This window comes from Rhodanobacter sp. A1T4 (assembly GCF_014207185.1).
Lineage (GTDB): Bacteria > Pseudomonadota > Gammaproteobacteria > Xanthomonadales > Rhodanobacteraceae > Rhodanobacter.
Genome location: NZ_JACHCP010000008.1, coordinates 248,195 through 262,262, shown reverse-complemented (window position 1 = coordinate 262,262; position 14,068 = coordinate 248,195). Strand labels below are relative to the sequence as shown.

Below are 14,068 nucleotides of genomic sequence, written 5' to 3'. Positions count from 1 at the left end.
CTTACGGCAAGGGCAGGGTGTGAAGCGCATGGCTACGGAGGATTATTCGAGTTGCCATCAAGTTCATGCCTTCCACAAAATTCCAGCAAATCAAAAAAGTAGCAGGTCACCCAAAATCTATTTACAAGGTCCTACTCCTTCCCTAAATAATTTAACTAACCAAGGTCTGAATCGGCTTAAAGAGGTCACGTGAGCTAGTGAAGAATCTCATTCATGGACGTCTAAGCTCGATCGCCTTTGCACTTGCTGCGTTGCTGACTTCCGTCGGTCTAGTTCACGCCCAGCCTGTCGCTATCTGGCTCGGCGGTGAAGATCCGCATGAAAGGTCGCAGAAAACGAAGTCAATTGCGCATTGTTTGTAGTGCGGACAGCTCAACCATCCCCCGCTCCCAGGAGTCATTTTGATGCGTCGCTTCATACCCATGTTCTCGTTATTCGTCTCGTTGTCGCCAATCATGGCGCTTGCTCAACAGGTTTGGTTTGCTCCACCCGACAATTTGCAACGTGGCACGAAGCCTCCGATCAATCAGGATTTTCCACATCTGTTTGACCCGTCGCCGGCATGGGGCGTCCAGGCGGATGTTTTTCTCATCTCTCCATTTCTCGGCTCCGTTGCCGGGCCGGAAGCAACGCTTCGCACCATCAACGCATTCTCGACTCGGCATCACATGGCTTTTGCCGTTGGCATTGGCGCAGCTCAGGTCGACAATGAGAATCCCGTTCCTGGAGAATGCGGCTTTGGAGTCGAGGGGATGAACCGGCCCAAACGCAACGCCATCACCTTCAAGAGACTGAAGAGCCTTGGGATCGATGTCCATTATGTTTCGATGGACGAGCCACTGACCTTTGCCCATTACTACGACAAGAAGAATGCCTGCCGGTATTCCATTGAAGAGACGGCGCGCCGGGTCGCTGCCAGTATCGCGGAGATCCGGCAGTTCTATCCCAACGTCAAAGTGGTCGACGTGGAAGCCCCCAACATCACCAGCCCGCAACAATGGAACGCCGATTTCCAGCAGTGGCTTGACGCTTATCGGCTGGCTACCGGAACACCACTCGACGCCGTCGTGTTCGATGCGGACTGGCGCTTGCCATGGATGAGCTGGGTTGCACCGAGCACGGCAGTCCTCCATAGAAACAAAGTCCACGCGGGCATCATCATCGACGGCACCGGACCCGGCGCTTCAGATCAGGATTCGATCGCTGCACGCAAGCAGAATGCACTATCCGTGCAGAAGTCGAAGTTGCCGTTCGACATCGTAGAGATCGCCAATTGGACGCCGCATCCCTCGCGAAATCTGCCTGAATCTGATCCAGATACTCTGACTTCATTCCTGCATTGGTATCAAACTCGCCGGTTAGAACCAGGGCAGTAATCCTAAGACAGCGCAGAGAATGCTCCGCCGCACTTATTTTTAGCCCATAAGAAGTTTTCATGACATCGAGCGCAAAGATCCTGGTTTCTTGTTTCAACATTGCGGTGCTGATGTTGAGCGTTTCAGTTATGGCTCAGACCACCTCCACAAAGTTTTGGTTTGGTGGCGTAGATCCGGTGGTGCTGGTTGACTGGCAAAAGTCTGGGCCCAAGTCTGGGCCAACGGATTTTATGGAGCTGTTCAAACCCGATGCGCCATGGCAGCTAGCCTCGTCGCGGGTCGTCGCTTTCAAGATTTCTATGCAGTTTGCGTCGCGTTCCAGCGATGCTGATCTCAAGACGCTGATCACGGACCTCCATCGGCGAGGCATAACACTTGCGATCGAGATGGGGATGCTGCGGAATGATCGCGGCTGCGGTAAGGGCGAGGGCTATATGCCACAGGACTTATTAAATAACACCATGAAGCGCATCCAGCGTTTCGGCGGACGGATCGACTACGTCGCCATGGATGAAGTGGTGTTCTTCGGTCATGAGCGGTACTGGCCCGATAAGCAAGGCCAAGCGTGCAAAGACACGGTCGAGGAACTGGTGCACGAGGTCGCGGCGAGCGTTACCGTGATTCATCGGTATTTCGCGCAGGCTCAGATTGGCGAGATCGAGCCGATCACCAGCAACCAAAACTTCGACCCCAGGCAGCTCGTAAAAGACTACCTCGCCTTCGCTGACCTGTTTCGTTCCACAACCGGAAGCAACCTTGCCTTTTTCCACGTCGACATCGCCTGGCGTTCAAAGAACTGGCGGCCAGGCATCGCCCCGTTGAAGGCAGGGATGCGTGCGCGAGGTATTCGCTTCGGCATCATCATCGGCGGCGATCCTGATTACACGGACGACGTCTCCTGGACACGCGCTGGACTTGATCAGCTCAGGACGCTGGCTTCCAACCCGGCGACCGCGCCTGAGGATGTCATCGTCCAGTCGTGGCAGTCGTTGCCATCGCACTATCTACCCGAAACCCTGCCAGGAACGAGTACGTGGATGCTACTTCAGGTCGAGAACATGCTGCATTGACCGCTTATATCGGATAGGCCAACACCACACGGGCGTATTTCTCATACGGCTTCTCATGTTCACACAAGGGGAAGAGATGAAAAATTTCTTGGGATGTGGGTTATTCGGCTCCCTCGTGGCGTATCGAGCGACCTATGAAAGGATCAGGTTGAACAACTCCCATCCGCCAACCTGAGTTGCGCCTGCAATCAGCGGGCCCTGTCCAGCCTGGGTTGCGGTCACATAGAGTCCATTGGCACGCGCAAGCAGGGCGACCGCACCGCCTGTGTTTGGTTGTACGACGATATGGAAGGTTTCCCACTGTCCGATGGCGGTGCGATTGGCGATCAAGGGTTCCGCGCCGGCGTTTTCGGCTGTGACGTATTTACCGTTGGCGTGAGAGAGCAGGGCGACGTCGCCATTCCCGTTACCGACATCGATCAGATCGAACTGTTCCCACTGTCCGATCGCCGTACGATTGGCAATGAGTGACTGCGTACCGTCATCTTCCGCCGTGACGTAACGATTGTTGACCTGTGCCAGCAGGCTTGCGACCGTCGCCACACCCACGTTGCTACCGATCACCGGTGCTGTATGGCGCACAAAGCTCAGCGGTAGATCACCTTTCAGCATGCGGCCACCGTCCGTCGTAAGGCGCATGTAGTAGTCGGACGAGCACGGCGTGCCGTCTTCATCCAGGGATTGGAAGCCTGAGTTGGCGGGGACATCCGCCTGCGTTGCGGCCGTACTGACGATCTGGTTGCCTTCGTTGAATTCGTCGAACATCGAGATGTAGAAACCCGCGACGCCGATACTGGCCAGATTGTAGAACTGAGCCCACATCATGTTGCCGTGAGCACGCTGCTGTACCGACACATCGCCCGGTAAAATGCACGGTTGATAATCCACGCCGTTCGCATCGCAATCGGCCTTGTCGGCGGCACTGGTCTCCACGGCAAACGCGTTGGCTTGGTCGATCGTGCCGATGGCACCGATCATCCATGGCGAAAGCATATTGAACGAGTGAAATACCGGCAGGAAGTCGGGACGCACGGAACCGCCGGTTCGCCAACTCGTCGGTACGCCGCCGATGAGATAGACGCCTTGGTTCTGGAACCAAGTGATGACATCAGAGCACGTCGCCGCATCGAAGGGATGGTTGTCATCATCAAAGCCGAATCCCCAGATACAAACCACAGGCTTGCCGTTCTGCATCGCGTAGGCCGACGATGCCGTCAGCGCCGACATCTTCGATGTCCAGTCTTGCTTGATCTGCGTTTGCATGTCGGTCCAGCCTGACACGTCATACATGATGTAAAACTTGCGGTCGTAGGCTTCCGCCGCCGTGCGTACATTGGCAGCGACAGCGTCGCGCGTGGGCCCCTCGCTAGAGTAGGGATTGAAACGTTGCAAGGCGGCGGTGTCGATATTGTTTTCCTGCATCCACCGAAAATGCAGGTTGACCGTGCTTTGGTCGTAGCTGGAGTAAAGGTTGGCGGAACCACCACCGTTGAGCGCGGCGAACCCGGTGGGGTAGCTTTTTGCATACGCGCTCATATCCGGCCACGCCTTGATCCCCGAATTGGAAGGCGAGGGCTCGGCAGACTCGTTTTGCGACCAATGCCACCAGCAGTCGATCGGTGCGCCGTCGCCAATACACGCAAACCAACCCTGATAACCCACGGTGACTTTGCCGACGACGTCGCCGGGACCGCTGACTGCATTTTTCTTGCTCTGATGTGCCGCTGATGCCGACAAGGCTTGCGCTGCGGCGCGTGTGACTGATAACGAGCCGACTGCGCCGAGCGAGGCTGCCAACGCACTACCTTTCAAAAAAGAGCGACGTGAAATACCCATGCTTATCTCCTGTGTGGGGACATGTCAGACGCGGACAATGAGCCGCCATGTAGGGCGGGCTCATTCGTTTTCCAGTCCTGGAAGTGCTGCGTTTTACTGCTTATTCCTCGGGTTTGCGTTTGCTTTCCGGCATCAAAGGGCAAGCGCAATTGTGTGTGGAAGGCATCGCTTCAAGCGATGACTTCCACACAGCGTGCGATGGGATTTGCCGCTAACTGAAGGAGGAATGCCGAGCGCCTCGTATTTGCTGTCAACGCTGACGAGGAGGACGCTCATAGGGATTCCCTTCCGCATGGACGCGAGTATCCACATGAAATGTGCGAACGATGTTGTTACAACGCACATTTCGCCATCAAAGAAGATTTTTTGATGGACATTGGATGACTAAAAAATATCGCTCGGTAAAAAAATCACATCAATCGAACCTTATACGGCGCTTGTTTATCTCGCTGCACTGCTCCAGAAAGCAAACCTAGCGAAATAAGGCGGTCGCACTTTGGCCGACATGGGCTGGCGATGGATAAACATGATTCCTGTAAGAAAGCACGCGATGGCTAGCGTTGTCGATATAGTTAAATCGATGATAAATTGAAACAAATTTAGACGTCTAAATGAGAAATGCATCGCGATACTTGAAGGCTTACACGAAAGTGTGATGGAAAACCTTCTTTTGTGTATTGCGGTGATCGTAAACAGCACGGATGATTAAGCCGTCTCATCCGGCAGCATCGGTTTCAGTCTATGGGACACGAGTCTGTCGTGGACATATGTCATGTAGCGACTGTTGCAATCGCAAGCTTTGACAACGCAAAGGGGGATGCCCGACGAAACCAAAGCACTCGATCCTCGCGTTGAGGATCGGCTTAGGTGTGACCGGCATTGACGCGATTCTGAATTGAAGGTGCTTGAGCATTAATCAACCTGACGAAGGTCTCCATCTAGTCGATGACCTTCGTGAGGCTATCTCAGTAGCTCATTTACAAACGCAGTAACAGCTAGCGTACCCAGTGACGAGATGGATGCCACTCATTCCGTATGTCGGTATGGGTTGGCTGATGGCAATTCTAAATTCCGAAACTCTATATAGATGTATCAGGGGGAAGACTAGTGAGACTGCATGCTTGTTGGGAATTCCTGGCTTCGAAATGCAGTCTTGCATGCCATAGCGTCGGAACCATCTGCGAGGGCTTCATAAAGGCAGACAGATTACGGACGCTCTCTGTGATGCTTCTTGCGCTGCTGGCATTGGCGAGTGCCCGTCACGCTGATGGTCAACAAGTAGAACCGACACTGCCAAGCTCGCAACGCGACACGATCAATCTCGCCGCGGGCATTCCACAGTACATTGGAGACGCAAGCTCGACATCGAATGCCCCGCAGAATTCCTGGTGGTTCGAGAACACCAATAATTCGACGTCATACTCAACGTCTGGCTTTAACGAGAGTTCCGATACCGGCGCCACCTGGACTCAAGTGGGCTTGCCCTACGATGCCAATATCTCGCGTACCTTCATCAACCAGGACTCTGGCGGCGGTCAGGGGTCCCTGACGGGAAACTACAACTGGTACCGTCTGCACTTCAAAGTGGATCCGAAGTATGCAGGTCAGAAATTCCTGTTGAACATTGAAGGATCGCACACCGGTATCCAGGTCTTTATAAACGGTACGTTGTTGCCCGGTGTCAGCGCGGTAGCTGCCGATGCGCAGGCCACCCATGTGCTGGGTTTCATCCCGGTGGTCGTCGACCTGACGCCGTACATCAAAGCGGATGGCAGTACCGACAATGTCATTGCCATCGATGTCTCACGCGGTGCTTCATGGTTTGAGACGCCGAACTTTTCGGGTGCGTTCCGTTTCGGCCAGGCCATGGCGGGATTGTTCCGCAATGTGAAGCTATACGTCACCAACCCGGTGCATATTCCGCCAAACGTTTATTCGAATCAGAAGACCTGGGGTACCTACGTCGGAACAGTATCGGAGGTTCCGGCTGCGCAAGGCACTGCCACAGCCACCTCGGCGGTCGTCGAGGTACAAACCAATGTACTCAATGAGACGACTACGACACAGCAAGTCACGCTAACGACACAGATCGTCGACGCAAAGGGCAATGTGGTTGTCACTGCACCACCGATTACGCAAGCCGTGCCGGCGATGACGCCAAGCACGTTTCCCTCCGGCGCGACGCCGATGTTCGATCAGTCGATTACAGTGCCCAATCCAACGCTTTGGTATCCGAACAACGCGACGTGTGGAACGCCGCCGGTATCGTGCGGATCGCCATACCTATACAAGGTCTATCACATTGTCAGCGTGAACGGAGTCGTGGTCGATTCGACTCAGGACACGCTGGGCATTCGCACGATTACGTGGGATGCGAACTTTCCTTACTTCAATGGCCATGCTGTCTATCTGTGGGGAGGGTCGAGCCGTTACGACTATCCGGCGCTGGGCTCTTCGGTTCCCGACGAACAGTGGTGGCGTGACATGGCGCAGATCGCAGCGCAAGGAGGCAACATTTGGCGACCCGGCCACTCGACCAGCAGTGAAGAGATGGTGGAAGCCGCGGATGCCTACGGCATCATGATCGACCAGCCTAGCGGCGATGGCGAGGGCTACTGGAATGCCAGTTCCAATCCGACAGCTGACGACCTGCAGCTAAAGCAGGAAGTGCATCGTGACATGATCATCCGCGATCGCAGCCATCCGTCCATTCTCGATTGGGAGAGAGATAACGGCGGCATGAATCCGGTGCTTGCCGGTGAGCTTGGGACCATCGAGACGACATGGGATAGCGTCAATCCGCGCATGAGCGCCGATCGCACGTACAGTTCCTCATACGGTTTCATCGATGAGTGCGACGGCGCCGGTTGCGAGGTCGGAAACAAGCAGCAGAACCCGAACAATCCAGCCTTTGGCGCCGAGTATTGGGACAACATGGGCACCGGTCGCGGCCTGGCCTATGACTATGAACTCGCGTTTGCGGCGCCGTATCTTGATGATTGGCGGCGGGGAAGGGCAGCCAATGCCTTTGGCATGGCGCAATGGTATTTCGCCGAGTCTCCTGGCGAGGACAGCCTTTGGGCCGAATATCAGACTCAGCCCAACATGGTGAGCTTCGTGCGCTCGTTGGGTTACTCATCGACCGATGCGAATCGTTTTCCCCGATTGCTCTACTACATCTATCAGGCCAACTGGATGCCGTATTCGGTCAATCCAGTCGTTCACCTCGCACACCACTGGAACCGTGCCTACGAGTACACCGCAGGGACTCCGCTCCAGGAGAATGCCTTCAGCAACTGTCCGTCGGTGCGCCTGCTCATCAACGGCGTTCCCAACGATCCGGTCACGGGCACGCTGCTTCAGGATCAGACGCCCAATCCATGGAGCGTCAATTCCAGCACGAATCTGACCCAGAACACCACGGTCATGCCAGGGCAGGTTCACTGGATGGTGAACTGGGCTCCTGGCACGGTCACAGCGCAATGCCTGGATGCGAATGGCAACCCGGTTTCGGGCGTGAGCGATACGCGTACGACAGCGGGAGCAGAGAACCAGATTGTTCTCAGCGTTGTTCCTGAAGTGACCAAACCGGATGGCACAAGTTTTCAGTGGACCGCCAATGGTTCGGATGCCGCCTTTGTGGTTGCACAGGTGGAGGACGCCGCCGGCAACCTTGTGCCGACGGCAGCGGACAACGTCACGTTCTCCGTTACCGGACCTGCCACCTATATGGGCGGCACGCAGCAGCTGGTTGCCGATCCGTCGTGGACCAATTACTACCAGGACGCGTTTTCCAAGGCGAACAGCAATGTGATTCAAGGCGTGCCCTATGCCTTCTTCCACTCGCCTGGCGATCCGGAACTGAACTTCGAAGGCGGATTGCAGAAGATCGCCCTGCGCAGCACATTTGCGCCCGGAACCGTGACCGTGACGGCGAGTGCGCCTGGTCTCGTTAGCGGCAGTGTTACATTGACCTCGGTAGCACCGCCGGCTCTTTCGCAATCGCAGCTTCCGGCCATTATCGTTCCTCCAGTAAGCGAGGCAACCACGTCGGGCTTTCCGGCCACCTTCAGCGTTGTAGCTTCAGGCTCGGGCACACTGATCTATCAATGGTCTGACTCGAGCGGCCCGATCGCCGGCGCAACCAGCGCCACGTACACCACGCCTGCGACGACCGCCGCAAATAACGGCGACACCTTTACGGTGACGGTTGCCAGCAGCTTCGGTACCGTGACATCAACGCCAGTCACTCTGAGCGTCGATGCGCCGGCCAACGTTGTCATCACCACGCAGCCGGCTTCCCAGTCTGTGGTGGATGGCGAATCGGCCACCCTGACAGTGGCGGCGACGGGTTCGCCGACACTCACCTATCAGTGGTATCAAGTTGGCTCAGGCGTCATTGCCGGCGCTAATCAAGCGTCGTACACCACGCCTGTCTTTACAGCGGCTGGAAGCACAAGTTTCTATGCGGTGGTCACGAACGCACTCGGCTCGGTTCAATCCTCTACCGCAGTAGTGACGGTCGATGCTGCAACACCGGTGTCCATTGCCACGCAACCGGCCAGCACCATCGCGCCTGTCAACGAGCCCGTTCAATTTACGGCTGTCGTGGCCGGGTCTGCGCCGTTCGCTTATCAATGGCAGTTCACGCCTGCGGGAGGCACCGCCACCATTCTCACCAGCGGAACGCAACAGTCGAATACGCTGACTTATACGATTCCGGCGGTGAGTGCTGCGAATGTCGGCGCGTATACGGTTACGGTGAACAATGCGGCCGGCGCGCCTGCTACCAGCAACGCAGCACAAATCACGCTCGCGCCGCCCGGCGTCAACGTGGCCTTGAACGCGGCCGCGACTTCAAGCAGTACGCAGAACGCGTGCACCGACGGAACGACAACGCCACCGTACACAGGCACGGGATGCCTGGGGCCGGAGAATGCCGTCGACGGCAATCTTTCCACGCGATGGGGATCGGCGGTCGCCGGCGCACCACCGACGCCAGCGGTTCCCGGCGTCGATCCCTCGTGGCTGCAGGTCGACCTTGGCTCGGCGCAGTCCTTCAATACGGTAATCATCAATTGGGAAAACGCCTATGCGACCCAGTATCAAATCCTCTATACCAACGCCGACCCTGCGACCAATCCGACCTGGAACGTGGCCTACACCAACAACGCTGGCGTGGGCGGAACGGAAACGCTCAACTTCCCGACGGTCACTGGGCGTTATATCCGCTTGAACGGGATACAGCGCGCGACGCAGTATGGCTACTCGGTCTATGAGTTCCAGGTCTACAACGTGCCGCAATGTTGCAGCGCCACGGATCGATATACCGTCAACGCGTCGAACACCGGCCTGGTGACGGATAATCTGACGGGCTTGACCTGGACGCGCACCGTGATGACAGATACGGAGCCCGGTTCGCAGTTCACCGGCGTGAATGCGCAGAACGCTTGCGCGGGCATCAATATGCGTCTGCCCACACAATCGGAAGCGCTAAGCATCGGCGGCGTCAATAACAACACCACGGCCTTTTCAGGAACCTGGAGTACGTGGACGTCAACGGTCGATCCGAATGATTCCACGAAAACCGCGGTGGTGAGCTTCGACGGCACGTCGGCCTACCAGGTTACCGATAACTATCCTGGCGCAACGCTGTGTGTCTCCGGCACCGACGCCGGGACAGTGCCTGTCATTACGGCGCAACCAGCTAGCGTGGCCGTAGCTGTGGGACAGCCGGCAACCTTCAGCGTGACGGCGACCGGCCTCGGCAGCTTGACCTACCAATGGTCTGAAAACGGAACGGCCATTACCGGGGCAACGTCATCCAGCTACACGACACCGGCTACCACGACGGCCAACAATGGCGCGGTCTTCAGCGTGGCTGTCGGCGACGTGTTTGGCACAACCGCGAGTAGCGCGGCCACACTCGCCGTACAACAGAACAACTGCAATGCTGTTCCCAGCACGCCGGGCACACTCGCTGCAGGCGCAAGCGCTTCCAGCCAGGTGAGCCTGACGTGGGGCGCGAGTACGGCGGGAAGTAGTTGCACTGTCAGCTACACCGTCTATCGCAGCAGCGCTGCCGGGTTCACACCGTCCAGCGCGAACCAGATTGCTACGACGTCCGGAACCACCTATTCAGATACCGGCGTGGCTGCTGCCGCTACCTATTACTACATCGTCGAAGCCACTGATGGGGCAGGTGCCTCACCGGCCTCCAACACTGCCACGGTGACGACGCCCGTCTCAACCTGCACGACGAACTGCAGCAGTTCGGATGCCATTGCGATCAGTGCGGGTGGCCCTACGGCAGGCAGCTTTGCCGCCGATGAAGATTTCGTAGGCGGCACGGCATCGGGCACCAATGCGACGATCAACATCAACGGGGTGACCAATCCCGCTCCGCAGTCGGTCTACCAGAATCAACGCTTCGGCAACTTCACCTATACGCTTCCTGGTCTGACGCCAGGAACCAACTACGTGGTGCGCCTGCACTTTGACGAGTTCTACTGGACGCAAGCAGGGCAGCGTGTCTTCAACGTCAGCATCAATGGCACACAGGTGCTGACCAACTTCGATATCTTCGCAGCCGCGGGTGGGCAGGACATTGCGATCGTCGAGCAGTTTGCCGCGACGGCCAATGCGCAAGGGCAAGTCGTCCTTCAGTTCGTCTCGGTCAAAGACAATGCCGAGATCAACGGCATCGAAGTTGAAACGCCAACTGCGACGAATACGCCACCCAACGCACCGTCGAATCTGGCGGCAACAGTGGCTTCCTCCAGCCAGATCAACCTGAGCTGGACGGCCCCGACGACTTCGGGAGTGACGTATACGGTGTTCCGCAACGGAACCGCAGTGGCCACTGGCCTGACCGCAACGACCTATAACGATAGCAGTCTTGCATCCACCACCACGTACTCCTATACGGTCAAGGCGATCGATTCGGCGGGTACCTCGATGGCGTCCAACACAGCCACGGCAACCACGTTCGATGTCAACTGCGGCGCTTCCGGGTGTGGCTCGGATGTGCTTGCGATCAGCGCAGGCGGTCCTGCAGCGGGTACTTACGTCGCCGATGAAGACTTCAACGGCGGAGCAGCATCCGGTACAGGCGCGACGATCAATATCTCTGGGGTGACGAATCCTGCGCCGCAGTCGGTCTACCAGAACCAGCGTGTCGGCAACAACTTCAGCTATACGCTTCCCGGCCTGACCGCCGGCGCCAGTTACGTAGTACGTCTGCACTTCGACGAGTTCTACTGGACCAAGCCGGGACAGCGCGTGTTTGATGTCAGCATCAACGGCACGCAGGTGTTGAGCAACTTCGACGTCCTCGCGACCGCTGGGGGACAGGACATAGCGATCGCCGAGCCCTTTACGGCGACTGCCAATGCGCAAGGGCAGATCGTGCTTCAGTTCACCGCGATCACCGATAATGCCGTGGTCAACGGCGTCGAAGTGATCTCGGCCCCCATCGGCTCGCCGAGCAACCTGACCGCGACATCCGTTTCCGCCAGTCAGATCAACTTGAGCTGGACGGCCTCGTCAGCGCCTGGCGTGGTCTACGACGTCTTCCGCAGCACGACGTCCGGCTTTACGCCTTCCAGCGTAAATCAAATTGCTACGGCAACCGGTACCAACTATTCGGATACGGGCCTTGCGACGAATGTGACCGACTACTATGTGGTCGAGGCGTCCAATGCTTCAGGCACGTCGGCCCCAACCGCGCAAGCCAGCGCTACCACGATCGCCATTCCACTCGCGCCTTCGAACCTGACGGCAACAGCGGCGTCCTCGAGCGCGGTCAATCTGAGCTGGACAGCATCAGCGACGCCAGGGGTGACGTATACGGTCACTCGCAATGGTGTCGCCATCGCGAATGGCGGGGCAGGGACCACTTACGTCGATAGTGGCCTGACGGCCTCGACCTCGTACACCTACACCGTCGAGGCAGTTGACGCGGCCGGCACGTCGCCAGCTTCCAACACTGCCATCACGACGACATCGGCGACGTCGACGGTAACGGCACCTGCCATTACCACGGCGCCAACAAGTCAAACCGTCACGATCGGGCGGACGGCTACCTTCTCCGTTGCCGCCAACGGCGGCTCACTGGCTTATCAGTGGTACAAGAATGGTGCGGCCATTACAGGGGCAACCAGCGCAAGCTACACCACGCCGGGAACCACGGCCGCCGATAACACCAGCAGTTTCACGGTCGCGGTCAGCAACGCCGCAGGGTCTACGACATCTTCGGCGGCAACGCTGAGCGTCAACGTTTCGCCCAGCTACACGGTCGATCCCGGCTTCATTGTCACCGACCTCAATAACAACACCAACGGCGCATGGGCAGACAGCCAGATCTATGTCGAGATCCTCGGTAATGATCCGGTCACCGGTGCGCTCTCATGGGTTAACTACAACGGCACTGTCACACCAGCCAACGTATCGGACAACACGGCTTCAAACGCACTTGTCGCGCCGAACGGACAGACATATCCCAACTACGCGTTCACGCTTGCCCAGAGCCATCAACTCACGCTGCCGCCGCTGACTTCGGGACGTATCTATATTTCGGAGGGTAGCCCGCTTTATATGTCGATCGTGGCCGGCGCAAACGGTGGCAACAATGGATACGCCGGACCCAACCCGCTCAATACCACCGATCCCAATATCAACGTCCACTACGATTGGTACGAGTTTAACTACGCTGCGACTGGCGGCATCTTTATCAATACCACCCAGGTCAATCAGTTCGGCTTGCCTCTGTTGCTGGATGTGTGGGGGGCCAACGAGACGTACCACATGCAGGTAGGCATCAACGAGTCGATCGCCAACCTCGATCAGGAATACGTCAGCCAAACGCCGGTAGCGTTCAACACGCCTGCGCCGACCAACCTGCGCATTCTCTCGCCCGCAGAAACCACCTTCAATGCTGGTGGCACCAACGGAAACTATTTTGATAATTTCATCGCAAGCGCGTGGGCTCAGTACAGCGCCACGCCTCTGACTGCGACCCTCAACGGCCGCCAATTCACCGGCATGACCTCCGGAACGACCATTACCTTTAGGGAGGTCAATCCGGCTGCGGCCAACGCTGGCGAGACGTTTGTTGTCCAACAGCCGTCCACGCAGGACATCCTGGAATGTGCCGGGACCATGGCCAATGGCGTTGCGGGAAATACCCCGCAACTCCAGGACGAGAACGCCATACAGCTGCAGTTGGAAAACCAGATCTGTGCGGCGACAAACCGTGGCGTGTTGCTCGCACCCGCGAACTGGGCGAACGCGTCGGCCTACTACTCGTCCTCGCCGGCGAACTTCTACTCGCAGTTCTGGCACCAACACTCGGTCGGAGGGCTGGCATACGGCTTCTCGTATGACGACAACAACAACCAAAGCACGACCATCACAACGCAAAAGCCAGAGCACATGTCATTCGGCATTGGTTGGTAGCATGTCCTCAGCGATCTGATATGCACCAGATGATGACGGACGGCCTCGGAAATTCAACGAGGCCGTCCGCTATCGAGAAGGACGCTCGCTCGTGTGAGACTCGATGACGCTACTGATCAAGAAGGCGAGCTGTGGAGTTGTTGGTGACACCCCGCTTGGAAGTATCCCACCCTCAGCATGAAGCGCCGCCCCAGTATCTAGCCGTTCGCTGATCTGTTGATCTTAGCGACCCTGCAGTTCTGACGCCGCCATGTTTAGGCGGCGTTTTTATATCGCGCCGTATTTATTACTCGCGATCGGCAGACATAAAAGTGCAATGCCGAATAAGTT

The 14,068-nt window shown here is 57.2% G+C and carries 4 protein-coding genes; 3 read left to right on the top strand and 1 reads right to left on the bottom strand.

All coding sequences use genetic code 11. The features are described 5' to 3' along the window. The first annotated feature begins 404 nt into the window (after positions 1 to 404). Both HDE80_RS17185 and HDE80_RS17180 read left to right on the top strand, forming a co-directional pair. Positions 405 to 1,376 carry a hypothetical protein gene (locus HDE80_RS17185; RefSeq protein WP_184672930.1) on the top strand — a complete coding sequence of 324 codons (972 nt, stop codon included), beginning with the start codon at positions 405 to 407 and terminating at the stop codon, positions 1,374 to 1,376. 59 nt (positions 1,377 to 1,435) lie between these two features. After that, positions 1,436 to 2,446, top strand: a complete 1,011-nt coding sequence (locus tag HDE80_RS17180; protein WP_184672928.1) for a hypothetical protein — start codon at positions 1,436 to 1,438, stop codon at positions 2,444 to 2,446. A gap of 132 nt (positions 2,447 to 2,578) precedes the next feature. Here the strand turns inward: HDE80_RS17180 and HDE80_RS17175 are convergent, their stop codons facing one another. Beyond that, positions 2,579 to 4,282: a twin-arginine translocation signal domain-containing protein gene (locus HDE80_RS17175; RefSeq protein WP_184672926.1), complete on the bottom strand. Its 1,704-nt coding sequence runs from the start codon at positions 4,280 to 4,282 to the stop codon at positions 2,579 to 2,581. Between the two features lie 1,224 nt (positions 4,283 to 5,506). On the opposite strand from HDE80_RS17175, the gene HDE80_RS17170 reads away from it, so the two are divergent. After that, positions 5,507 to 13,738 (top strand): beta-1,3-glucanase family protein, encoded by an 8,232-nt coding sequence (locus HDE80_RS17170; RefSeq protein WP_184672924.1) that lies wholly within the window; start codon positions 5,507 to 5,509, stop codon positions 13,736 to 13,738. The last annotated feature ends 330 nt before the right edge of the window (positions 13,739 to 14,068 follow it).